Below are 23,823 nucleotides of genomic sequence, written 5' to 3'. Positions count from 1 at the left end.
AGCGGGCTATATTGCGTACCAGGCTTGGTAACCGCGGTTAGAACAACAGCTCACTCGTTGATGGCTCTTGAACTCCCGTCACCCCCAGGGCATCTTCACCGCTATTAAGGCTTAGTGCTGAGGGCTGGTTCTCGCTTTGCTCAATGATGAGTGATTGAAGATCCATTGAGCCACCATTGAAGGTTAACCGTACTACTTGTTCCCCCTCCTGCAAGTTGAGCGTCACCTCCGGCCCTTGGACATAGTTTCCCCAGTCGCCGCTATTGGGAACGCTAAGCGGGGAGGCTTGTGCGTAGAACACGCCATCTTTCTCAGCGGCGACCGTTATGCTGCGGCCAGACCAAGGTGTCGCGGTAATAAACGAGAAGGTGTGTTCGCCAGCTTCAACGACATCGACGGTGTACTCTACCCATTCATTATTGGCGATCCAACCTATGGCCTCACCGTCGCCAACAATATCCACACCTTCGCCGCGAATGCTGGCGTTACCCAGTTGGGTTTCGCTGCTATCGTTGTAGGCTATGCCCGCGCCACCCTGGTCGTAGTTGATAGCGTCGAGAAACAGGCCGTCGTCGTCAATCAACCAGGGGGTGCCCTCCTCGTTAAAGGCTTGCTGTACGTTCTCACGTTCAAGGGTGAATGATTGGAAGTCCATCAAGTCGCTGCCCGCTGACCCGTTGAAGGTTAACCGCAGGGTCTGCTCCCCGGCCTGTAAATCGAGCAACATACCGTCACTGGCAACAGGGTTGCTCCAGGAGCCAGTGTTGGGCAGCGGCGGTGAGCTGGCTTCCAGATAGAACGCCCCATTTTTTTCGACGGCGGCAGTGATGGTGACATCGCTTGAGGGAGTCGAAGCGAGGAACGATAGGCTGTAAGTGCCGGATTGGGCCACGTCGATGGTGTACTCAACCCATTCTCCAACATCAACCCAGCCGATCGCTGTGCCATTACCGACGATATCAACGCCGCCTTCACGGAAATTGCTACCTTCTTGCTGAGGATCGCTATCGCTGTAAGAGATGCCTTCACCGCCGACATCAAATAGTGCGGCATCCAGCGTGAAGCTGTCGCCCACCTCCCAGGGGGTTCCACTGTCATTGAAGGGTATTTGGCTGCCGGTAGTAGTGATCGGGGCGAGTGAGAACGAGGCCAGGTCTTGGGAGCCGCCGTTAAAGGTTAAGCGCAGCACCTGTTCACCGGCTTCCAGTTCTACCTGTACGCTGTCGGTGGGTACAAAGGTCGTCCAACTGCCGCTGTAGTTCACGCTGACCGGCGAGGCGGTGGTGTAAGGGCTATCTCCTTGGGCGAAGGACGCAGTAATGGAGCGTGCGGCACCACCGGTCGACCCCAGCGCCGAGAGGAAGGAGAGCTCGTAAGTGCCTGCCTGAGCCACATTGAGCGTGTACTCGACCCACTCATTGTTTTCGATCCAGCCGATGGCCGAACCGTCACCGACGATGTCCACGCCATCGCCCCGGAAGTTGCTACCTTCCTGATTCTCGCTGCTGTCGTTGTAGGCGACATCCTGACCGCCGCTATCGTAGTTGACGGCATCCAGCACGAGGCCTTCATCCTCTACCAGCCATGGCGTTTGGTTGGTGTTGAAGGGCTGTTGCTCCTCCTCTCCCAGGTCGATCGCCTCGAAGCTGAACGACTGCAGGTCAAGCTGGCCGCCGTTGAACGTCAGTCGCAACACTTGCTCGCCAGCATCAAGATCGAACTCCAGTGGGCCAACCGTCTGGAAGCTGGTGAAGCTGCCGGTATTGGGCAGGTTGATCGAGGCACTGCTCTGGAAGTTGCCATCCTGCTCAAAAGCGGCGGTGATGGATTTTCCATTTGATGTTGCCGAGGTGAGGAAGCTCAGTGCATAGGTGCCTGCCGTTTCAACATTGAGCGTGTACTCGACCCACTCGCCATCGGCGATATAACCCAAGGCTTCGGTGCCGTTGGAGATATCCACCGCTTCGTCGGAGCGGAACGCTGCACCCTGATGGGCGGTGGTGGTGTCGTTGTAGGCCACGCCCTGGCCACCGTTATCGAACAGCTTGGCTTCCAGCGTCAATCCATCCGCCCCGAGTGTCCACGGCGTTTCGCCTGTGTTGTAAGCAGTTTGCTCTACAGGTGCCTGGTCATCCAGGAAGTTCGGAATGCCATCGCCGTCACTGTCGTCATAGAGATCGATGCGGCCGTTGCCATCGGCATCCTCCACCCCGGTGGGGTCATAGGTCTGAACATTCTCGACCAGGAAGATATTGTCGTTGTAGTCGTAGTTCACCCCCGCATAGTCCTGAATCACGATATAGGTATTGGGAATGACGTTGCCTGCTGCGTCTTTCGCTACGTAGACGCGAATCAGGTGGCCGTCGTTTTCGTCCCAGTTCAGGTTGGTGCCGGGGCTGCCGATAGCATCGATGGTGTCTTCGTAGAGGTTGGCATCGGGGTCAGACCAGGAGATGTAGCCTTGGCGACCGGTAATGTCCGCAAAGAAGCCAAAGGGCGCGTCCCGATCCAGAGTGGTGGTGGTCAGCAAGTCGCCACTATTGAGTGCCCGCGGCAGCAGCGTTTGCCCATCCTGCTCGTCGTGGGCCAGTATCTCGTCACGATCCCGGCTATCCACATCGTGGATAAACAGTCGCGCCACATCGCCTTGGGTATGATATGCCGCCAACTGGGTGATCTTGATCGGCGATTGACCGTCGGCACGCTGGAAGTAGGGCGAGAGAATCTCATCCCCGTTCGCTTCCACCAGCCCGCCCTGATTCATCTGCCCCTCGGCTACATTGGTCGAGAAGCCGAAGGCGTCGATGATCTCCTGTACCAGCGGCTCCTGGCCATTCTCCGACTGGCCCTGGGCAATCCCCGCCAGCTGGATCGTTTTGGTTCCCTCATCACCGTCGTTTGAGTTAATGGTCAGCGTGGACTCATACAGCGTACCGTCATCGAAATCCTCGGCGATAAAGCGAACGGTGACATCCAGTGTGCCGCCGGCGGGAATGATCAGGTTTTCGGTGGCTCCCACGATCTCAAATAGGCTCGGATCGGAAATTGCCAGGCTGCTGATCTCCAGGTCGGCGAAGCCATCGTTGGTGATGGTAAAGGTCGATTCGTCGTGGAACACCTGGCTGGCGTTGGCCGGGTTTTCTATTCGGCTCATCACCAGGCGATCATCCGAGGGTACCCCATCCAGGTTGGTGATGGAGATCTCGCCGCCGGAAACCGGTGAGATCCCTTCAATGACAAACATGTTGTCGTTGTAGTCATAGTTGATGCCGGTGTAATCCATCACGCCCAGGTAGGTGTTAGGGATTACGTTGCCATTGGCATCCAGTGCCTGGAATACCCGCACGGTATAGCCACGTTCGATGTCTTCCGCCCCTGGCGGTACCGTGCCGCCTCCAGTGGGATTGAGCGACGGGTCGGTTGAGAGATTGGCAACCTCGATACCAAAGATATCGTTACCGATCCAGCCGTCGGGGATTTGGTCGCGAGTGAACGTTGCCGTCGCGAATTGTCCATTGGCCTTGATAGGCAGTAGCGACTGGTTATTGTCGCCTGCATGATCGGAAAGGATAATATCCTGGTTTTTATTGCCGGGATTATGAATCCCCAGTGTTGCTCCACCGTTGCCGTGGTAGGCCGCCAACTGGGTAATCGTGGCCGACTCGAAGCCATCGGCTATCTTCCAGTAACGTGACATCACCTCGTCATCATTGACCGGCCGGTAAAGGTCGAAGTCGTTGAGAACCGAGTTCTCGCCACCACCTACGGTGGTTAGCCCCTGGATGACGTTGCCAAAACCGAACACTTCCCAGACCTCGTTGACGTTGGGCTCCCAGCCGCCTTCGTCACGCGCCTGCCAGAAGCCTGCCAGGTGCACTTCGGCGACGGGGGTGTCCGCATCGTTGGTGACCAGGCGCAGCGTTCCCTCGAAGACGCCGTCGCCGGCATCGTTAGTGGGTGGCGTATAGGCCGCGCGGTCAAACAGCACTTGCACGTCAATCGATTCTCCTGCAGCCAGTGTCAGGCCAGCGAAGATATCGGGATCGACGAGAGTGAAGGGGCCATCAAGATCGGTGTCAATAAAGACCAGCTCATTGGTGCCGGTATTGCTGATGGTGACCGTGGCATCCTCTTTATAGTCACGGTTAGGGTTGGAGGCGCTGTCGTTCTCCAGGTAGCTGAAGTGCAAGCGGTCGGAGTAGTAGGCCGCATCGTTGCTCTGGATACCGATATCCGCATCGGGGTTGCCGGGGGCGGGCGAGATATCGAGGTAGTCGATTTCATCGACGCCATCCGCCGTGGAAACAACCCGCAGGTTGTAGGTGAGTCCCGCCTGAAGCTCGATATAGGCGGACTGCTCGCCGGCCTCGCCAACGCCTGGGAAACTCATCTCATCCACCGGCTGCCCGTTGAGCAGCAGCGTCAACGCACCACCATCCGGTGCGCCCGCATTGGCGGCCAGGTCAAGTTTGTAGGCGCCGTCCTCATTCACCGTGAAGTAGAAGTCGGCGGTACGGTCATTGACAGCCCGGGCACTATCGCCGCTTTCAAGCTCGATACGGCCACTGCCATCAATGTCTGCGTAAACGGGCTCGAAGGTATCCAATGGGGTATCCGCGATGCGCAGCAGGTCGACATTGGGGCCATTGGCCCCCGGGGCTGTGACGGTAATAGTATTGCTGCCTGTGCCCAGGGTTAACTCGGTTGACTGGAAGAACCAGTTATCCTCAGCTTCGTTACTCTGACCTGGGAAATTGAGCGTGCCAATATCGATACCGTTGACGGTGACTACCATTGGACGGTCAGCCTTGGAGGCTGCCAGGGCATAGCGGAAGCCAACGTCGTAGGTGCCAGCCTCATCGACCTCTACTGTCCAGGTAATACTCTGGTCGCTGGTGCCATTGAAATCGACGAACCCTTCACCCGAGGCGTTGCGGTCATCCTCACTGTTGGTGATAATCACCGGCCCATCGAGCTGAGCGTTTTCAGCTTCGTAGTCGGTGTAGCCGGGCGATGTGTCTTCGGGGGCCTGTAGGATCTCCAACTGGTCGATATTGGGGCCCGTATTATTGACGGCCTGGAAGCGTACCGTATTAAGCCCTGATACCAGCGACGCTGGGATATCCAGCGTTAGCCACTCGTTCCAGGCGTCGTCGCCGGTCACACCCGTTGGCGGGCTGAAGTTGAAGGTGCCCACGCTGACATTATTGACGAACACTTCCAGCGGGCGGTTTACGGTGTCGCCGTTACCGTAGCGAACTCGCAGCACTGAATCACCCGCATCGGCCCCTGATAGCTCGAAACTGAAGGTGATAAAGTCGCTATTCGTACTGCCAAAATCGGCATAGCCGCCTAATACGCCATCGGTATCATCATTGTTACCGTCCAAACCGAAGGCGCCAGGGCGCACACCGGTTGGCTGGTTGGCTTCGGGGTTATTCACCGTGCGGATCTGAATCTCAGCACCACCACCTTGAGCAATTGATACGCTGGTACCATCGTTGGGCGTATTGTCTTCTGCCTGAATAGTGAGTAGCGACACCAGCTCATCATCAGGCTCTTCAGGATCGACAATGACGCCACCTGGCGCTGGGTCGAGGCGAATGATCTGGCTCTGACCGTTGTTGCGGTTCAGCGTCAGCAGGTAGAGCTGGCCGGTGGCCGGGTTTTCGATAATATCCAGCGGGTCTATGTAGGTGATAACGTTACCATTCACATCGCGGAGCACTTCGTCCCCAGTGATGTTGCCTGCGGCGTCGAAAGTAATGGAGCGTATATCGTCACCACCAGAATATTCGGTGAACAGCACGCTGCCTTGCAGGTTGCCGCCAAACACGCCGCTGGTGTACTCGGTGACGCCGTTGGGAGAACGGTTCTCGCCTAACGAATAGATTCCCTCGATGTCGTAGTTGGGGTCAGGGTCTTGGCCGGCAGGGTAGTTACCTACCTGGTTGGCATCGTTGCCTGCGGTTGGGTTACCGCCATTGAGGATAAACTCATCGCGCAGGGGGTTGGGATGTCCGTAATAGCTTCCTTCCTTAACCGTAAACAGGTAGTCGTCCTGTTTTTCGACGTTACTTACGTACTCATTTTGCGGCGTCGAGGGGTCATCCGGTACGTTGCCGCCGGCCGCCGAGCCGTTGGTCGGGATGTAGAGATTGCCATTGGAGTGCCACACCAGGTCATAGGCATTGCGTACGCCGGTGGCAAAAATCTTGACCACAGCGTCATCGGCGAAAGGATCATAATAACTCTCGATCAAGTTACCATCGGAATCCTCTACTGTTGCGGTACCGTTGGCCGCGAAGACCAGAAAACGGTCATCACCCATGGCAATCGGGTCTGCCTTGAAATCAACGCCGTCATCGTCGGTGAAACGGCGGTTGAAGCCATCCTCAGGCAAGGGCTCGGTGGTTACATCAAAGCCACCTGCTGGCGCTTCACGGGTCGGATCTATTTCCATGACAGCGGCACTGAGCAGGCGCTCCGGACGGTTACCCCAAGCACTATCGGGTGCCCCCATCGCCGAGTTCGATCCCTGAAGTAGATACAGCAAGTGGCTCGGTACGTCTGGGTTGGTGTTGGCGTCGAATTCGGGGTTGGCGCGGAATTCGAGGCTATTGGTAACGTGGTCGCCGTTGGAGCGCGGCAGTCCGGTGATATAGGCTTCAGCAGTGGCGTTGAAAGCGTCACCTTCTTCCAGGGTAATCTTGGAAATGCGTCCACTGAAATCGGGGACGCCATTATCACGCCCTTCAAGTGGAATCGGATAGTTATCGCTTACCCACAGGACATTGGGATCGGTAGGGTCGAAGGTTAGGCCGATAATGCCCCGCGATCCTGCCGAATCCCCTGCAAAATAGTCGAGTGCCAACACTTGCTCATTGGAGAGCGCGCCGGTTTGCGGGTTAACGTCGTAACGCTTGATCTCGCCCAGCATATTCGAGATGTACATCTTGCTACCATCAGGTGATAGCTCCAGCGAGGTGAATTGGTAAGCGTTGTCAGCAGCGCCGTTGAGCTCAATGACATCGTTGAACGCTACTTCTCTTGGCACAATTTCAGAGGCTTCACCGGTGACAAAAGTGTTGGTGAATTTCTGAAATTCCCGGGTCGGTGCGTCTGGGTCGTCATTGGCGCCACGATCCTGAAAGCCTTCGATGACCAGGGTGTAGCTGGTGAACTCTTTGAGCATGCTGTTGGGAGAAATCGTCAACGAATCGAAGCCGCCGGTAGTGTTGACGTTGAGAGCTACCTCTTCGCCGCTGACAGTTTCGAAGAGCCGTACGGAGCCGTCACCTAAGCTTTCCAGCAGAGCACCACCACGGCCATCGACGACCGAGATGCCCACGAAAATATCCGAATCGGGATCGACGCCGGTGGGGGGCGTGCCGTCTTCGGCGTCTAACTCGACCCGAATCTCGTTCTCGCCCACTCCGGCGATAGCACGCGGGTCGGTGAAGAAGGCGTAATCTTCCGGTGCCTCACGGTCATCCTCCGGTGTCAGGTCGGGAATCGACTGGATCTCGATATACTGGACCTCGGTATTATCACCAAGGCCAATCGAATCTAGGGTCAAGCGGCCATCGGTAACCTGTACCACGCGGGTGACCAACTCGGAGCGGAAGCCTTCGGTGTCGTTGCTGGGGCTATTGTCGGCTGGAAAATCATCGGGCCGGAACGGCGTAAAGGGGGTGCTGAATTGCTCACCTTCGGCGTTGATCAGATTGACGCTGTCGTAAGGCCCTGAGGTATCGCCGATAGAAATCGTGACCTCATAATAGCCGTCGTCCAGTTCCATTTCCCATCCGGCGCGTACATAGCCTTCCGCAGGCTGGTCGAAGTGAGCGTAGGTGCCCTGGCGAGGATCAAGCCCGGCAATCTCATCGGTACGGTCGTTGACGGCGACACTGGAGAGGGTATTGATCGCCATCGGTATAGTGCCATTTTCGGTGCCATCGGCGATGGAGGCCTCGGTAACCCAGCCGTACTGGTAAACTTGGCCATCGATCTCGACGGATTGATCGCCAAACGCTAAGCCGGTATCGGCGATATAGCCTTCCGGAGTGGCAAAGCCATCGGGCTCGAAATTAATCTTGACGGCAAAGCGCTCACCTGGCTCGACAACCGGTGGCTCTTGAGTACCCTCTCGGCTGACGCTCAGGCTATCAATATTGGGGCCGGCATTACCGACGTTCTCCAGCCGGATGGTGTTGTTGCCCGCCATCAGTTCCAGCTCAATGGTGGCGTCTTGCCAATTCACCCAGCCGTCGTTGCCTGCGCCAGTGGTGGGGAAGGCCAGTTGGCCCTGGGGGGCGCCACCTACCAGGAGAGTCATCGGTCGGCTAGCCCCGGCGCCATCACCGTTGGCATAGCGCACATTCAGGGTATAAGTGCCCGCTTCTTCGACGGCTACCTCAAAGAAGGCCGCATCACCGGCTTCGTTGCCCATATCGAGGTAGCCGCTGCCGGTAAAACCATCCCATAGGCCGTCCGGGCCAGCGGCTGCATTGGTTTCGGGATTGCTAGCGTCGCGAACCACTGTATCAGGGGTAGGCTCATCATCGTCGATGGTGAGCGCTTCACCCTGAATCTCAAACAGGAAGGGCTCGGTGGGTGCTTCACCGCCGTCGTCCTGCTGGTAGTTGAAGATAATCTGATCGATATTGGGGCCGTTATTGACACCGCCATCGGCCACTGCCGGTATGGCAAATGAGACGCTGTTGGGGCCAGCTTGAAGCTCCATCTCCACTTCAAGCTCTAGCCAGCTATCCCATGGGTCGTTGACGCCATCATTGACTGCCGGCGGGAAAGCCGCTTGGGGAACAGGCGTTCCATTGATCATTAGGTCAAGGGGGCGGGGCCCTGCGCTACCGTTGGCGTAACGAATTACCGCGGTGTAGGTGCCAGCTACCTCGGTTTCAACGTTGAAGATAACTTCGTCGCCGGGGTTTGTGCCAAAGTCCATATAGGCACCACCGACGGCTCCTTCGCGGTAATTAGTGAAGGCATCGGGATTATTAGGATCTACCACTCGCGTGAAATCGGCATTGGAGGGTAGGCCACTATCATTGACGGTGACCAGAGCAGCATCCTCTGCCTGGATAACGATGGGCGCGACAGTGTCTGGAACGGCATCATCCTCGCTTACGCTACCGCTGGCTGTTGCGGCGGCGCTGTCGATGGCGAAGCTGTCACCGGTGGCGCCGATAAGGGCGACCGTGACGGTTTCGCTACCGTTATCTTCGTCGTCGTTGGCGACATCAACCGCTAGGGTGGCGGCACCGTCGATAAAGGTGACCGTGCGGGTATCGGCAACGCCATCAATTTCCAGGGCAAGCTCCACGTCACCGCTAAAAGCGTTTGAGGCGCTCAATGCAAAGCTCAGCGTAGTGACGCCCTCATCGCCACTCTCTACCACCGGATCGGCATCGGCGATGCCCAGCAGGATAGTCGGCTCCGGGTCTACACTGCCCGTGGGCACAAACTCGATATAGTCGATGCGCGCGTACTCCAACGCCGTCGAGCTGGCGCTGAGCGATAGGGTAGCGTCATCGCCCACGGTCACGTCGGCAAAGGTGGTAGTGCGAAAGTTTTGCGGCTGAACACCGTTGCCGCTGTCAGCGTCGTCATCGAAGATCCAATTGCCGCTGAAGCTCTCGCCGGTGGCGTTACCGATACTCAACTGGGCACTACTTTCACCGTCGCTCTCGTCGACATAGCCGACGATGACGGTATAGGTACCGGCGGCCACCTTGCCCTCCAGGGCGTAGCTGGCGGTGCCTTCGCTGTTTCCGGGCAGGCGAATGGCCTGGCCGCCATCGGCGGCGGCGATGTTCTCGATGGTAAAGGTCGTGGCAGTGTCGAACGCTTCCGCCTGGAGGCGGATGGGATCGGCAGGCACTACCGCTTCGTCATCTTCACTGACGCTACCGCTGGCCGTCGCGGCGGTACTGTCGATGGCGAAGCTGTCATCGGTGGCGCCGATAAGGGCGACCGTGACGGTTTCGCTACCGTTATCTTCGTCGTCGTTGGCGACATCAACCGCTAGGGTGGCGACCCCGTCAGTGAAGGTGACCGTGCGGGTGTCGGCAACGCCATTAATTTCCAGGGTAAGCTCCACGTCACCGCTAAAAGCGTTTGAGGCGCTCAACGCAAAGCTCAGCGTGGTGACGCCTTCATCGCCACTCTCTACCAACGGGTCGGCATCGGCAATGCCCAGCAGGATAGTGGGCTCCGGATCTACGCTGCCGGTGGGCACAAACTCGATATAGTCGATGCGTGCGTACTCCAGCGCCGTCGAGCTGGCGCTGAGTGACAGGGTAGCGTCATCACCTACGGTCACGTCGGTAAAGGTGGCAGTGCGAAAGTTTTGCGGCTGAACACCGTTGCCGCTGTCGGCATCGTCGTCAAACGTCCAATCGCCGCTGAAGCTTTCGCCTTCGGCGTTGCTGATGCTCAGTTGAGCAGTGCTTTCGCCATCGCTCTCGTCGATATAGCCGACGATGATGGTATAGGTACCGGCAGCCACCTTGCCATCAAGTGCATAGCTGGCCGTGCCTTCGTTGCTGCCGGGTAAGCGAATAGCTTGGCCGCCATCGGCGGCGGCGATGTTCTCGATGGTGAAGATTGTGGCAGTATCGAACGCCTCCGCCTGTAAACGGATGGGATCGGCGGGCTCGGGAGGAGGTGTAACGCTATCTTCAACATCACCAACGGCAATGACGAATGTTTCGCTAACACTCGCACCCGCCGGGTCAGTGGCGGTTATCTCGACGCTGACCGAGGTTGTCGTTTCAAAATCAAGGCTTGTGCCGCTTTTCAAGCGCAATACGCCGCTGACATCTACCTCGAAGCGCTCGTCGCTGACAGTAAAACTATGGGTGTCGTCATCCTGGTCTTCCACAATGAGCTGACCAATAACGGCGCCTTCCTGGTTTTCCAGCACGCTGTTGTTATCTAGCAGCAGGGCGGTGGGTGCGGAAGGCTCTGCCGCCACCAACGCCATCTCAATTTTATCGATATTGGGGCCGTTGGCGCGGCCGCCCAGCCGCAGTAAGTTTTCGCCAGCGGCTAGCGTGAATTCGAGTGTTTCTGTCGTCCAACCTTCCCATTGCGTGGCAGCGGGCGTACTGGTAGTTACGCCGCTGGGCAGATCACCGAGATCATCGGGCATATAAAGGGCGGGCGTTGTTTCTGCAAATGCAAAGGTGCCAATACTCGTTAAGCCGCTGCCTTCGACCAGCGACAAATCAAGCGGCCTGCCGCTGGAACTGGCATAGGTTACGGTCATGGAATAGGTGCCCGCGACGGGGGCTTGATAAACAAATTCCCCATAAGCATCTACATTGCCAAATGCCCAATCCAGGTAGCTAGCCTCTTCGGCACCTACTCGAAAGGTGTCGTTGAGGCTTACGATATTGGCGGTAGTCACCGGGCGATTGGTATCGATGCCATCTGGGGTTAGGTCGGGTTCTGGTGACAAAAAAAGCTCTTCGCCTTGGATCACCTGACTGCCTAGCGCGGGTTTGCGGATCTCGAGATAATCCACATTGGGGCCGCTGAGGCCATTGGACGTAAAGCTGACGCTGTTTTGCCCCTCTTGAAGCTGCACAATAATGGTGCGTTCAGCGAAGGTAGTGAAGTCACTTGCATTATTATTGCCTTCGGGGCTGGTACTGCGTAGGTCAAACATGCGATCAACCAACTGATCATTCACTTCTAGACGCAGAGGGCGGTTACGTTCGCTGGCGACAGCATCGTTGTTTCGACTCAAGGCGTAGCTTACCGCCAGTTCATATTCACCCGCCTCCGGGACATCGATATTGAAGGTAAGAGTTTCACCACTCGGGCCGACAAAATCGGCATAGGCATTGCCATCAGCATTAACGGCATTGGGTTCACCGACGGCGGACGTGGTCACGCCGCCTGTCATAACAGCATAGTTGCTGTCGCCATCTGTATTGTCGGTATCTTCTGCCTGAATACGGATGGGGATGAAAACAGGGGGCACGGGAAGGCTTTCGGTGACTTCAAAGGTGACCGCCTCACTGCCAGCTTCAATTAAGTTGCCTCCACTGTCGAGTGCGCTAATCAGTAGTTGAACGTCACCATTGGTAAGGTTAGGGAGGTTATCGAAGATAAAAGGTGGAGATGTTTTCGTGAGCGTTAGTGACTCACCCTCGCTATTAATGATGGTTAATTCGATTGATTCCGTAAGAGATAACGAATCAAGGGGGGTATTAATGATAGGAATGATACGGATTGCACTATTTTCTATTTCATCTACTGCCACTGTCTGTGCGCTGTTTAAGCCACGCTGGACTTCACCACTCGCTGCATCGACCCAAGAAATAGAGAACATAAGACACCCCTGTGATGTAATTAGCTAATTGCAGGCAACACCTGGCATATTAGGGTTGTTGATATTGAGAAGGTGCTGAGCATCAGATCCCCATGAGCCGTGTAGTGGCCACCTCGGCTCCATGCTCGTTACAATTTTCTACCTTAGTTAACCTCTCATATCTCACAAGGGTTAAATTTCTAATGTTGTTGTATTGTTTGGTTGGTTTATTAAATATTATTTTTAGAAAGTAGAGGGTTATAGCTCATGTAATATGAGTGTTTGGTAAGTTGTTTAGAAATATGGCTAAAAAAATAATTATCTTATAATGAGGATTTAGTTTTTTGGAGTTGATGATTGATTACTATTTGAACTCTTTTTACTGCCTATATAGTCAAGAATGTCATTAGAGAGTTATTAGTTTTTTAAGCAATAGACTATGGTTGATTCCATCTCGTCACCAGTGTTTAAGGCGCTTTACTCTGATAATATCCATTATGCAGCTATTTAAGATTGGTTTTTCACGCGGTTTATTCTGACCGTAATAGCGGCCAAATTCGTCGGTCACGGCGGTGAGGAGGCTTCCTACGGGGGGCGAGAACCAGTAAAGTGTACCGCTCCTGTCGCCGAGCGGCAGCCATGAGCCTTATCTTGTACGACTGGGTGGTTGGCACTAATGTTTGTAAATTGTGCAGAGGATGGTTGTGAAACTTTTGATATTGGATGCCGGCCACTGCTTAAACTTGGCACTGGCTCGGGAAGCAAGCCGTCGCGCCGATACGGAGTTAGTCATTGAACAGGGTACAATCATTACCGCCTCTCGTCTTGAGGCGATAGCCCCCGACGCCGTGATTATTCCACCGTTGGCCCATCCACTGAATATGGCGCCAGCGGATGTGACGGCGCATGCCGATGCGGTAGATATTTGTCTGGATGCCTGCCAGGCGCAAGACGTAGCGTTGATATGGTGTGTCTCCGATCAGCTCTATGAAGATGGTTTGGATGTCCCCATTGATGAGCATGTGGTGCCCGCGCCACGGGATGATAGCTTGCGCCGTCTGGTGCAGACCGGTGATCGCATCCGTGCGGAGTTTCGGCGTCATTTGATTGTGCGCTTAGGCCCGCTGTTTGCGCTGGAAGGAAGCCATGCGTGGCTAAATGACATCATTGGTGATTTGGTACTCGGGAAGGCAGTGCGCGCTGCGGAGGATGTGATTTTTTGCCCGACCTCCGCGGATGCCGTTGCCATGGCGCTGATTGGCATGCTACAGCAGCAGGTCAGCGGTGCTGAGGCTTGGGGGGCTTACCATCTTGCTGGCACCGAGCCGGTCAGCGCCTTTACCTTTACCTCCATGGTGCGTACTCAGCTGTTAACGCACCTTGAGGGGCGCGGTGAGCAGATTACCCTCGGCGAGGTTCAGCCGCTTAAACATCATCATGATGCAAAGCTACGGCGCGTTTTGAACTGCCGGCGTGTGCTGGATGTGTTTGGCGTTCATCAAAAACCGTGGCGGTTAGAGGCTGGGCGTATGTTGGATACGTGGTGTTTAACCCGTGAAAGTAACCGTGTCAGCAATACAGGAGCGTCGGCTTGATAAATGTGGTTCGCAGCTTGGTCTTTTATGCTGGCTACTTTTTGGCCATGCTGATGATCGGCATCCTGTTTCTGCCCATTGCGCCGTTTCTTCCACTGTCTGGCCGCTACCGATTGCTTAACTTGTATAACTACTTTTTGATGGTGTGGTTTCGTATTGCCTGTGGGGTGCGCTACGACATCCAAGGGCGGGAAAACCTGCCCAGTGGCCCGTGTGTGATTCAAGCCAACCACCAGTGTGAGTGGGAAACCGTGTTTCTACAGGTGATGAAGCCACCGGTATGTACCGTGTTAAAGCGCGAATTACTGCGCCTGCCAATCTTTGGCTGGGGGTTGCGTCTGCTTCGCCCGATTAGTCTGGACCGCTCGAAACCAGCACGGGCGATGAAGCAAGTGCTTACTCAAGGCGTCGAGCGTTTGGGAACGGGGCTTTCAGTACTGATTTTTCCTGAAGGGACACGGGTAGATCCAGGCATCCGCAAACGCTATAACAAAAGTGGTAGCGTGGTGGCGTGTCGGGCAGGGGTGCCGGTATTGCCGGTGGCTCATAATGCGGGTGAACGCTGGCCAGGCCGCCACTGGGTTAAGCGGCCAGGCGTACTGCGTGTGCGCATTGGTAAGCCGATTGAAACAGCCGGGCGTATGCCCGATGAAGTGCTCGCAGACGTCGAGGCGTGGATTGAAGCGCAGTTACAGGAAATTTCAGACGTGCCACGGCCTACCTCTCGGTAACCGTCTTTTGCGTATACGTTACGCCTGTACATAAAAGCCTGAGCATAAAAACGGCGCCCAATGGGCGCCGTTTTTATGCTTATCATGCGAGTAGCCGTAGCGTTAGTCGTTGAAACGCTGGAAGACTAAACACGCATTGGTACCGCCAAAGCCGAAGCTATTAGACAAGGCACGTTCTATCGTCACGTCATCGCGGCGTTCGGTGACAATATCAAAGCCGTCGGCCTGCTCATCCAAATCGGTGATATTCGCTGAGGCGGCAACAAAGTTGTGTTGCATCATCAGCAGTGAGTAGATCGCTTCCTGTACACCGGTAGCCCCCAGGGAGTGGCCGGTGAGCGATTTGGTCGAGCTCATGGCGGGTGTTGTATTCCCAAACACTTCGCGTATCGCCTTCAGTTCGGCAACATCGCCGACGGGTGTCGAAGTGCCATGGGTATTGATGTAGTCAATATCACCATCGACCGTTGCCATCGCCTGACGCATGCAACGCGTAGCACCTTCTCCCGAAGGGGCGACCATATCATGGCCGTCAGAAGTCGCGCCGTAACCCACCAGTTCGCCATAGATCTTGGCGCCGCGGGCTTTAGCGTGCTCGAGTTCTTCCAACACCAGCATGCCACCGCCGCCGGCGATAACAAAGCCGTCACGAGCTTTATCGTAAGGGCGTGAGGCCTTTTCAGGGGTATCGTTGTAGTGGGTAGAGAGCGCACCCATGGCATCAAACAAACAGGAGAGGGTCCAGTGCTCCTCTTCTCCGCCACCGGCAAATACCACATCCTGCTTGTTAAGCTGAATTTGTTCCATCGCGCTGCCAATACAGTGTGCGGAGGTCGCGCAGGCAGAAGAGATGGAGTAATTGACGCCTTTGATTTTAAACGGCGTTGCCAAGCACGCTGACACAGTGCTACCCATTGTCCGAGTGACGCGATAAGGACCAACGCGGCGCAGACCTTTTTCGCGCAGTATGTCGGCTGCTTCAACCTGATTAGCGCTTGAAGCACCGCCAGAGCCCGCAATAAGCCCCGTACGCTCGTTGGAGACCTGCGCTTCGCTTAGTCCAGCGTCTTCGATGGCTTGGGCCATAGAAACGTAAGCATAGGCCGCCGCGTCGCCCATAAAGCGGAGCAGTTTGCGGTCAATGAGTGCTTCAAGATCGATATCGACGCTGCCTGCCACATGGCTACGGAAGCCACGCTCGGCATACTCTTCCTTAAAACGAATACCGCTACGCCCAGTTTTGAGCGCGTCCAGGACCTGTCGTTGGTCGTTGCCAAGGCACGATACGATGCCAAGGCCGGTGACTACCACTCGTCGCATGGGAGCCTCCTGTTCAGAAATTCGCAGTGGAGGTAAATAGGCCAACGCGCAGATCATTAGCCTGATAAATGTCGCGTCCGTCGACGGTTACGGTGCCGTCGGCGATACCCAAGATAAGACGTCGGGTAATAATACGCTTAATATTAATGCTATAGGTCACTTTTTGTGCATCCGGCAGGATCTGTCCGCTGAATTTAACTTCGCCGCAGCCAAGCGCACGTCCGCGACCAGGGTGGCCTAGCCAGCCCAGGTAAAACCCGACTAGCTGCCACATGGCGTCTAACCCTAAACAGCCAGGCATAACGGGATCCCCAGGGAAGTGGCAGTCAAAGAACCACAAGTCAGGCGTGATATCCAGCTCGGCGATCAGCTCGCCCTTGCCATGCTCACCGCCCTCTTCGTGAATGTGCTTGATGCGATCAAGCATCAGCATGTTAGGAGCCGGGAGCTGTGCATTTCCGGGGCCGAATAGCTCGCCGCGGGAGCAGGCCAGCAGTTCTTCGCGATCAAAGGAATGTTGCTTGGTCACTGAATCGTTCCGAATATCAAATTGGTTGTGTGGCTAGTCTACTTCCCGAAACCGCTGAATGCACGTAACAGGCTATTTATCGTCCATCACTAGAGATTTTAGCGGGTTGGCCGATAGCACTAAAAGTGAGCGGCTTGGCTCATTAATAACCGATTATGCACAATAAGTGTTCCATTGCCGTAATATAGAGTATCCAAGTGACTTATTAGGCGGCATGATCAGCATGGCACCTAACGCTAATTTTTATCTGAGTTAATTTGTATAGGGTATAGCGAATCGCCATGTGGCTTCCTGTTTCACTCAATCGTCCGTTAGTTTGGGTCGCACTGACGGCGCTTCCCGCCTGTGTTTGGATACCTGATGCGATGCTACGTCTGGTGGCAGCATCGCTGGTCGCGCTTGGGCTGTGGGACGCCTGGAAACAAGTGCGTCAACAGCAGCTACGTCTGCGACTGTCGCAAGATACGTTAAGACTTGCCAGCGATGCCATGGTGATTAGCGATGCGCAAAATCGCGTGATGGTGGTTAACCCAGCATTTACCGAAATTACCGGCTATGCCAGCCAAGAGATTCAAGGGCTGAAGCTGGAGACACTGGCAGCCCCGCGCCATGACAAAGCCTTTTATCAAACGTTTTGGAGTACGCTAAAAAGCACCGGCCGCTGGGAAGGTGAAATGTGGAGCCGCCGTAAACACGGCGACGAGTACCCCGAGTGGCTAAAAGTCCGTGCCGTGACCGACAAACGCGGCAACATTACCCATTTTATTAATTTGTTTGCCGATATTTCGGCACAAAAAGCTCGTGAGCGCGATTTACGCCGTATCGGCTATGAGGACCCTCTCACTGGGCTGCCTAACCGTCGCCGTCTCCACGATCTGCTTGCCTCTCGGCTGCGCCATTTACGCGCAGGTGAGAGCCTGGATATGGCGCTGGTGGATATAGATGGTTTGAAATCAGTCAACGATAGCCTGGGGGTTGAGCAGGGTGATCGGCTGTTAGCACGTTTTGCCCAGCGGCTAACAGGCTATGTAGCAGGGAGCGTGGTAGGGCGCCTGGGCGGCGATGAGTTTATGGTAATCCGTACCACCACTTTTGACGATCACGACCAGTGGGTAGCCACCCTGCGTGAGCATATGAGTCGGCCCTTTGAAATTAACGACCACTCGCTGCGCTTAGGGCTCACGATTGGCAGCTGTCGCGTGCCTGAAGATGGTAACGACTCCGGCGTACTCTTCCAGCGCTTAGAGTCGGCGCTTTATAGCGCCAAACGGCTAGGACGTAACTTAAGTCAGCGCTTTCGCCCGGCGCTGGATAAGCAGGATAATCCTCAACTGGCGCTGGTCAGTGACCTGCGCGCCGCGCTTATTTCCGGTGACCAGTTGGAACTGCATTATCAAACCCAGCATGACCCTGCCAGCGGCGAGTTGGTGGGCATGGAGGCGTTACTGCGTTGGCGCCATCCCAAGGATGGCATGATTTCCCCAGGCGACTTTATTCCGTTGGCCGAGAGGCATGGTTTAATGAGTCAACTGGGAGCCTGGGTGATCGAAAAAGCCTGTGCCCAGCAGGCCCATTGGCGTAATAGTGCTATGCCCAAGCTAACAATTTGGGTCAATATTTCGGCACTGCAGCTGTTTCAAGGTGACCTGGAGAGCCAACTGACGACCTGCCTAAAGCGTTACCAACTGAAGTCTTCGCAAATTGGCTTAGAGCTGACGGAGTCGGTGCTACTCGACGAGCGTGCGGGGGATATGGGGCCACGCTTGCAGGCGCTACGGGATCAAGGCTTTGCGATTGCCATCGACGACTTTGGTACGGGCTATTCGTCGCTTGGCTATTTGAAGCGCTTGCCGGTGGACAAAATTAAACTCGATCGGGCCTTCATTAAAGAGCTGCCGCACGATCAGGCGGACGCCTCGATTGTTAAGGCGGTGCTAGCGATGGCGGAAGGCATGGGGCTAGGAGTGATTGCCGAAGGTGTTGAAACCAAAGAGCAGTGTCAGTTCTTGGTTAATGCCGGGTGCACGTCCGTACAGGGGTTCTACTTTGCTCGGCCGCTTGCCGCCGCTGAGTTGGAAAAACGTCTGGTGCCTGCACCAGTCACCGTTCCCTCTGCCTCATAGGCTTAAAATAGCTAATACCCACACAAAGCAACGCCCAAACGAGCGCCTGAGCGGGCAGTAACCAAGCCGACAGGGTCACCTCTGCCAGTAGTGCGCCGCCATAATAAGAGAGTGGGCCACTAATGGCACCACATAGCGCGGCTAGCAGCGGGTAGCGCCACAGCCAGGCCAGTGAGTGATAGACCAGGGTGGCAAACAGCGGCCAGAGCATCCATAGCCATAGCGGCAGAAGCCCTAGCACCAGCGTTTGATCGTTAAAATTGAAACCACCTAGTAATTGCAAGCCTCCATCAATCACTAGTCCCAGCAGCGCAAATCCGGCGATAAAGCGCCACTCTCCGGGCCACGCGCAGCGCCATAGATGCCAGGCCAACAGGCTGCCCCCTGCAAAGGCTGCTACCCATGAACCACCGAGTACGCATAGTAGCCAGCCAGCCTCAAAGCGCAGGGCATTCAACACCAGCGTCTGCCACTTGCACGATACCATTTAGAGCGCGCCTGTGAGCGGAAGGGGTTTCGCCGCGGGTTTCGCCAGCAGTAGGTGGCAGGTGCCGATGGAGCGCTCGATAAAACCACCCTCGCAGTAGCACAGGTAGTAACGCCACATGCGAATAAAGCGCTCGTCGTAGCCCAGTGTTCTCACCTGCTCCAGGCTGGCTTCGAAGCGGTGGCGCCACTCGCGTAATGTGCGCGCGTAATGCGGGCCAATTTCATCCAGCGCGACGATGTTCAGCGACGTTTTACGCATAACGCTGGTTAACATGGCGTGGTGCGAGGGAAGAAAGCCGCCAGGAAAAATGTAGCGCTTGATAAAGTCCATATCGCGTTTAGCTTCTTCAAAGCGCTGATCGCGGATGGTGATGGCTTGCAGCATGGCCTGCCCATCGTCGGTCAGCAGGCTATCCAGCTTGTTGAGGTAGGTATCGAGGTACTGATGCCCCACCGCTTCAATCATCTCTACCGAAATGAGCCGGTCATAGCGGCCGGTCAATTCCCGGTAATCCTGCTTAAGCAGGGTGATTCTGTCCTCCAGCCTCTCTTCCATGATGCGTTTTGCTGTATGGGCGTGCTGCTCGTCCGAAATGGTGGTTGTGGTGACACGGCAGCCACGGGTTTTGGCTGCATGAATCGCCAGCCCTCCCCAGCCAGTGCCAATCTCTAGCAGGTGATGCTCGGGCTGCACATCGAGCTTTTCCAGCATCAAGTCGAGCTTGTAGGTAGAGGCCTCTTCCAAGCTGGCTTCGGGATAGGGAAACACGGCGCTTGAATACATCCAGTGGTGGCGATCTAAAAACGTCGAAAACAGATCGTTGCCAATATCGTAGTGGGCGGCAATATTGCGTTTCGAGCCAGTTAGGCTGTTGCGCTGAAAGCGGTAGGCGGCACCCAGCAGCCAGCGGGCAATGCGAGCGCTGCCGTTCTCCATTTTCCCATTCACATGCTCAAGGTTGGCAGCGAACAGCCGTACCAGGGTGACCAGATCGTCGGCGTCCCAATCGCCGTCCATGTACGATTCTGCAGCCCCCACTGTACCGCCAAAGGCAAGGCGCTTCCAGGCACGAGAGTGGCGAATCACCACGGTCACTTGCAACGGGCCTTGTTGACCTAAGTGATGACACTGATCGCCTTCAATCAGGGTGATACGACCGCCGCGAAAGGTGTCCAGTTGGGCCATTAGGCGTGGCTTTAGCCACTTGGTTAAGCGGCTTTCGGCAACCGGTTGAAGGTTAGGGGGCGTGGAACGCAGGGTCGTCACTTTGAAGTCTCCTTGCGCTTGGGGTGGTTATAAACGGGGACGCGCTTCAGCCACAGGCGAAGTGCTTCAAAATGAATACCCGCAATGGTTTTCAGGCTCATCCATGGCTGGCGAGCCAAGGCTTTTAGCAACGTGCCGCGGGTGGCGGGTGAGGCGTCAAGGGTCAACGTGGCATCAAAATGGCACTGCTGATCCTGCCAATTTTCCATATGCAGAAAGAGCTTTTCGCCGGGTGCATTAAACTTCCAACGGTAAGTCATCTCCATGGGGTTAAACGGCGAGACGTGGAGGTCTTTATCGAAATGCGCTTGGTGACTATGGCGTGAGGGATCCAACGCGCTGGCGTAGCGGGTGCGTTCCCGCCAGGGCATGTTGGTGACCTCACTCAATACGGCTGTCAGTCGCCCCAGATGGTCGTAGGCGTAGTAGACGGAAATAGGATTAAACATGCAGCCTAATGTACGCAGCTGGGTAAGCACGCAGATACGGCCATTAGGTGCACTTCCCAACTGCCGAATTAGCTCTTCGCGAACGGCGGTTTTTAGCGGGCGGTCAACCGGGCCCAGATAGTCTTCGCGGCGAAAGCGTGCCAGCGCAGGGCGACGGGTACTAAAGCCGGGCACTTTGTCGAACAGCTCGGGCAGCTCGTCCAGATCCAGCCAGGCCATCCATAGCTGGTAACTAAAGGCGTGGGATTTGGGCGTAAAGCGCCGGTGGCGTAGGGTGCCACGATAAATACGCGAGCGTGGCTGGGTGGTTATCCCAGCTGTCATTTCAGTCAGCATGCTAGCCATCAACTCAGCCCCTCGACACCTTGCGGCGTTAGCAGCTCATGGGCAGGTAGCGCGGAAGGTGGCGCAGGCGGCGGGGCGGCTTCATCACAGCCTAACGCTTGCGCCACCCGCAGTGCGCTCCACACGCCGTCTTCGTGGAAGCCGTTACGCCAGTAAGCACCGCAAAAGTGGGTGCGATGGGCCGTAGACGAAATGTCGGCGTGTCGTGCCTGAGCCGCTTGGCCAGCCAGGGTGAACTGGGGGTGTGCGTAAGTGTAGCGGCCCAGCACCTTGCTGGGATCGATGCTGGCGCTGTCGTTCAGGGTCACGCAAAAAGTGGTGTCGCTCTCTATCCGTTGAAGGATATTCATAGCGTAAGTGACCGATACCCGTGCTTCGCTATCGCGCTGATCCAGGCGGTAATTCCAGCTCGCCCAGGCGCGCTTGCGCCGCGGCAGCAGGGCGGTGTCGGTATGTAGCACCACTTCGTTATCCTGGTACGGCATGGCGCCGAGGATCGCTTTCTCGTCGCCGCTGGCGTCGCCCAGCATGGCCAGGGCCTGGTCGGCGTGGCAGGCGAGCACTACTTGGTCAAAGCGCTGGGTTCCGGAGGGCGTGGTGATACTAACGCCGGTACTGTTGCGGGTAATTCGGGTGACCGGTGTATTGAGGTGAATACGCGATGCATAGGGCGCCGTCAGACCGGGGATATAGCTTTTCGAACCGCCCACCAGGGTGTACCACTGGGGGCGATGGTTGACCGATAGCAGGCCGTGATTGCGAAAAAAACGCACAAAAAACGCCAGCGGGAAAGCGCGTAAATCACTGATGCTGGCCGACCAGATGGCAGCCCCCATGGGCAGTAAGTAGCGCTGCTGAAAATCGCGGTTGTAGTGGTTGCGATCCAGGTATTCACCCAGGGTTATATATTCGGGAAGCTGTTGGCTCTCCAGCGCGTTGGTGGCCTGCTTGTTAAAGCGCAGAATGTCGCCCAGCAGGCGATAAAAAGAGGGATTAAACAAATTGCGTCGTTGGGCAAACAGCGAGCCCAAGGTATGACCGTTGTACTCAAAGTCCCGCGCTGTTTCATGTACCGAGAAACTCATTTCGGTGGCTTGTGAGGCGACGCCCAGGGTGGCCATAAGGCGCTGAAAGTGCGGATAGGTCCAGTCGTTAAAGACAATAAAGCCGGTATCAATAGCGTAGGAGTGTTCCGCAACGTTCACGTCCATGGTGGCGGTGTGCCCTCCCAGGCGTGAATCTGCTTCAAACAGCGTGACGTCATGTTGGGCGGAGAGGTACCAGCCTGCTGCCATGCCGCTAATACCGCTGCCAACAATGGCAATACGTTGTGATGCCCCAGAACTTTGCGATGCCATGGCGCTCATGACGACTCCTTTTGGCTGCGGGTCATGCGCAGGCCAATCTGACGGCGCACAGTGGGGGGCAAAATGCCCAGCAATTTGACCAGATAGGTAAACCGGCGTGGAAAGTGGATATCCAGCCGCCCCTTCACCAGCCCCGCGATAATGGCATCAACTGCTTGCTCTGCCGTTACCTGCATCGGCATAGGGAAGTCATTACGTTCGGTGAGCGGCGTTTTCACAAAGCCAGGGTGGATCAGGCTGACCTCAATGCCCTCCTGATCAAGGTCTAAGCGCAGCGACTCTAAAAAGTAACTTACCGCGGCTTTAGACGCCCCATAGGCTTCCGCACGAGGTAGCGGTAAATAGGCTGAAGCGCTGGAGGTGGCGGCTAACCGAGCCAGGAGGCCCTCTTTGCGCGCCGCGCGCAACAGCGGCAGTGCGGCTTCGACGCCGTACAAAGTGCCGAATAGATTGGGCTTCAAAACCCGCTCGACTAAGTCCATATCGAACTGCTGAGCATTCAGATATTCGCAGGTGCCGGCATTAAAGAGCGCCAAATTTAACGCCCCGAGCTGCTCGCGGATGTCGTTACCCGCCTTGAGCACTGCTTGACGGTCGCTGATATCCAGCGGGAGAGGGTGGGCATTGGGGTGGCCCCGGCACAGAGCTTCGAGTGCTTCGTCACTGCGCGCGCTAAGCACTACCTGGTGGCCTTGGGCGATGAGCTTACGCGCAAGCGCTTCACCAATGCCGGAGGTGGCACCGGTTAACCAAATGCGTTGGGGCGTTTTCCATGTGCTCATTAAGCCTCCTCGGGTTCCCTGCGGTGATGTTATCGCTTAGGCAAGGCGTTTTTTTAACCAGCGAATGGCGCTTCCCATCAGCGGTAAATGTTCGTAAAGCATGGCGCCCGCATCAAAATAATCGCGATGACGCTCAACGCGCCCATCGGCGGCAAAGGTAAGTGCGCTACAGCCTTCCACATTGACCGGCTGGCCACCTGCCAATCGGGGATGAATAAACGTCATGCTCCAGGTGACAAATGCTTGCTGACCCTGTAACTGTCGAGTGTGGTAAGTGAAGTGGCACTGCTCGACATTTTCATACATGGTTGAAAAATAAAGCGCTAACGCGTCGCGACCTTCAATATGGTGCAGCGGGTCACTAAAAATTATATTTTCAGTATATACCTCGTATAGCTTTTCTGTACAGGTATTGTCTAGTTTATTGAAAAAGGCGCAGAACGCCTCTAATACCGCAGGCTCAGCCATCACGGTCTCCCTAGT

At 55.9% G+C, this 23,823-nt stretch carries 12 protein-coding genes; 3 read left to right on the top strand and 9 right to left on the bottom strand.

Annotated features, from left to right (window positions below; genetic code table 11):
- Positions 1-37: 37 nt before the first annotated feature.
- A complete protein-coding gene (locus tag AC4EYZ_RS10940) occupies positions 38-12,364 on the bottom strand; it encodes a carbohydrate-binding protein (RefSeq protein WP_490204262.1) in 12,327 nt (4,108 codons plus the stop codon).
- 683 nt (positions 12,365-13,047) lie between these two features.
- Here AC4EYZ_RS10940 and AC4EYZ_RS10935 point away from each other — a divergent pair.
- The gene (locus AC4EYZ_RS10935; RefSeq protein WP_022520898.1) at positions 13,048-13,938 is read left to right on the top strand and encodes a sugar nucleotide-binding protein; all 891 of its coding nucleotides are present in this window, start codon (positions 13,048-13,050) and stop codon (positions 13,936-13,938) included.
- Entirely contained in the window at positions 13,935-14,669 is a 735-nt protein-coding gene (locus AC4EYZ_RS10930; RefSeq protein ID WP_022520897.1) for a lysophospholipid acyltransferase family protein, read from the top strand. The genes AC4EYZ_RS10935 and AC4EYZ_RS10930 overlap by 4 nt, the downstream gene beginning before the upstream one ends.
- 102 nt (positions 14,670-14,771) lie before the next feature.
- Here AC4EYZ_RS10930 and fabB read toward each other — a convergent pair whose 3' ends face one another.
- Both fabB and fabA read right to left on the bottom strand, forming a co-directional pair.
- Positions 14,772-15,989, bottom strand: a complete 1,218-nt coding sequence (fabB, locus tag AC4EYZ_RS10925) for a beta-ketoacyl-ACP synthase I (RefSeq protein WP_022520896.1) — start codon at positions 15,987-15,989, stop codon at positions 14,772-14,774.
- A gap of 13 nt (positions 15,990-16,002) precedes the next feature.
- Positions 16,003-16,518, bottom strand: a complete 516-nt coding sequence (gene fabA / locus AC4EYZ_RS10920) for a 3-hydroxyacyl-[acyl-carrier-protein] dehydratase FabA (protein WP_022520895.1) — start codon at positions 16,516-16,518, stop codon at positions 16,003-16,005.
- A 281-nt stretch (positions 16,519-16,799) separates the two neighbouring features.
- On the opposite strand from fabA, the gene AC4EYZ_RS10915 reads away from it, so the two are divergent.
- Positions 16,800-18,641 carry a putative bifunctional diguanylate cyclase/phosphodiesterase gene (locus AC4EYZ_RS10915; RefSeq protein ID WP_022520894.1) on the top strand — a complete coding sequence of 614 codons (1,842 nt, stop codon included), beginning with the start codon at positions 16,800-16,802 and terminating at the stop codon, positions 18,639-18,641.
- On the opposite strand, the gene AC4EYZ_RS10910 is transcribed toward AC4EYZ_RS10915, so the two are convergent.
- Genes AC4EYZ_RS10910 through AC4EYZ_RS10885 form a run of 6 tightly spaced genes read right to left on the bottom strand, consistent with a single transcriptional unit; the run spans position 18,619 to position 23,808 of the window.
- A complete protein-coding gene (locus tag AC4EYZ_RS10910; RefSeq protein WP_474191297.1) occupies positions 18,619-19,128 on the bottom strand; it encodes a DUF2878 domain-containing protein in 510 nt (169 codons plus the stop codon). The two genes, AC4EYZ_RS10915 and AC4EYZ_RS10910, sit on opposite strands and share 23 nt — an antisense overlap.
- A complete protein-coding gene (locus AC4EYZ_RS10905; protein ID WP_474191296.1) occupies positions 19,129-20,397 on the bottom strand; it encodes a class I SAM-dependent methyltransferase in 1,269 nt (422 codons plus the stop codon).
- A complete protein-coding gene (locus tag AC4EYZ_RS10900) occupies positions 20,394-21,191 on the bottom strand; it encodes a DUF1365 domain-containing protein (RefSeq protein ID WP_474191295.1) in 798 nt (265 codons plus the stop codon). Before AC4EYZ_RS10900 ends, AC4EYZ_RS10905 begins: the two co-directional genes overlap by 4 nt.
- Positions 21,191-22,558, bottom strand: coding sequence for an NAD(P)/FAD-dependent oxidoreductase (locus tag AC4EYZ_RS10895; protein ID WP_474191294.1), 1,368 nt, complete (start codon positions 22,556-22,558; stop codon positions 21,191-21,193). The genes AC4EYZ_RS10900 and AC4EYZ_RS10895 overlap by 1 nt, the downstream gene beginning before the upstream one ends.
- A complete protein-coding gene (locus AC4EYZ_RS10890; RefSeq protein ID WP_474191293.1) occupies positions 22,555-23,340 on the bottom strand; it encodes an SDR family NAD(P)-dependent oxidoreductase in 786 nt (261 codons plus the stop codon). Before AC4EYZ_RS10890 ends, AC4EYZ_RS10895 begins: the two co-directional genes overlap by 4 nt.
- A 36-nt stretch (positions 23,341-23,376) precedes the next feature.
- On the bottom strand, positions 23,377-23,808 hold the full coding sequence (locus tag AC4EYZ_RS10885) for a nuclear transport factor 2 family protein (protein WP_022520889.1): 432 nt from the start codon (positions 23,806-23,808) through the stop codon (positions 23,377-23,379).
- Between the last annotated feature and the right edge of the window lie 15 nt (positions 23,809-23,823).

The sequence above is a fragment of the Vreelandella sp. 162(4c) genome (assembly GCF_058152265.1).
Note: the sequence above shows the minus strand (reverse complement) of the source record. Positions and strands in the feature narration are given on the sequence as shown.

Excerpts from the sequence above, each read along its gene's own strand:
- AC4EYZ_RS10940 (WP_490204262.1), bottom strand. The coding sequence starts at position 12,364 with ATGTTCTCTATTTCTTGGGTCGATGCAGCGAGTGGTGAAGTCCAGCGT.
- fabB (WP_022520896.1), bottom strand. The coding sequence starts at position 15,989 with ATGCGACGAGTGGTAGTCACCGGCCTTGGCATCGTATCGTGCCTTGGC.
- AC4EYZ_RS10915 (WP_022520894.1), top strand. The coding sequence starts at position 16,800 with ATGTGGCTTCCTGTTTCACTCAATCGTCCGTTAGTTTGGGTCGCACTG.
- AC4EYZ_RS10910 (WP_474191297.1), bottom strand. The coding sequence starts at position 19,128 with ATGGTATCGTGCAAGTGGCAGACGCTGGTGTTGAATGCCCTGCGCTTT.
- AC4EYZ_RS10900 (WP_474191295.1), bottom strand. The coding sequence starts at position 21,191 with ATGGCTAGCATGCTGACTGAAATGACAGCTGGGATAACCACCCAGCCA.
- AC4EYZ_RS10895 (WP_474191294.1), bottom strand. The coding sequence starts at position 22,558 with ATGAGCGCCATGGCATCGCAAAGTTCTGGGGCATCACAACGTATTGCC.
- AC4EYZ_RS10890 (WP_474191293.1), bottom strand. The coding sequence starts at position 23,340 with ATGAGCACATGGAAAACGCCCCAACGCATTTGGTTAACCGGTGCCACC.
- AC4EYZ_RS10885 (WP_022520889.1), bottom strand. The coding sequence starts at position 23,808 with ATGGCTGAGCCTGCGGTATTAGAGGCGTTCTGCGCCTTTTTCAATAAA.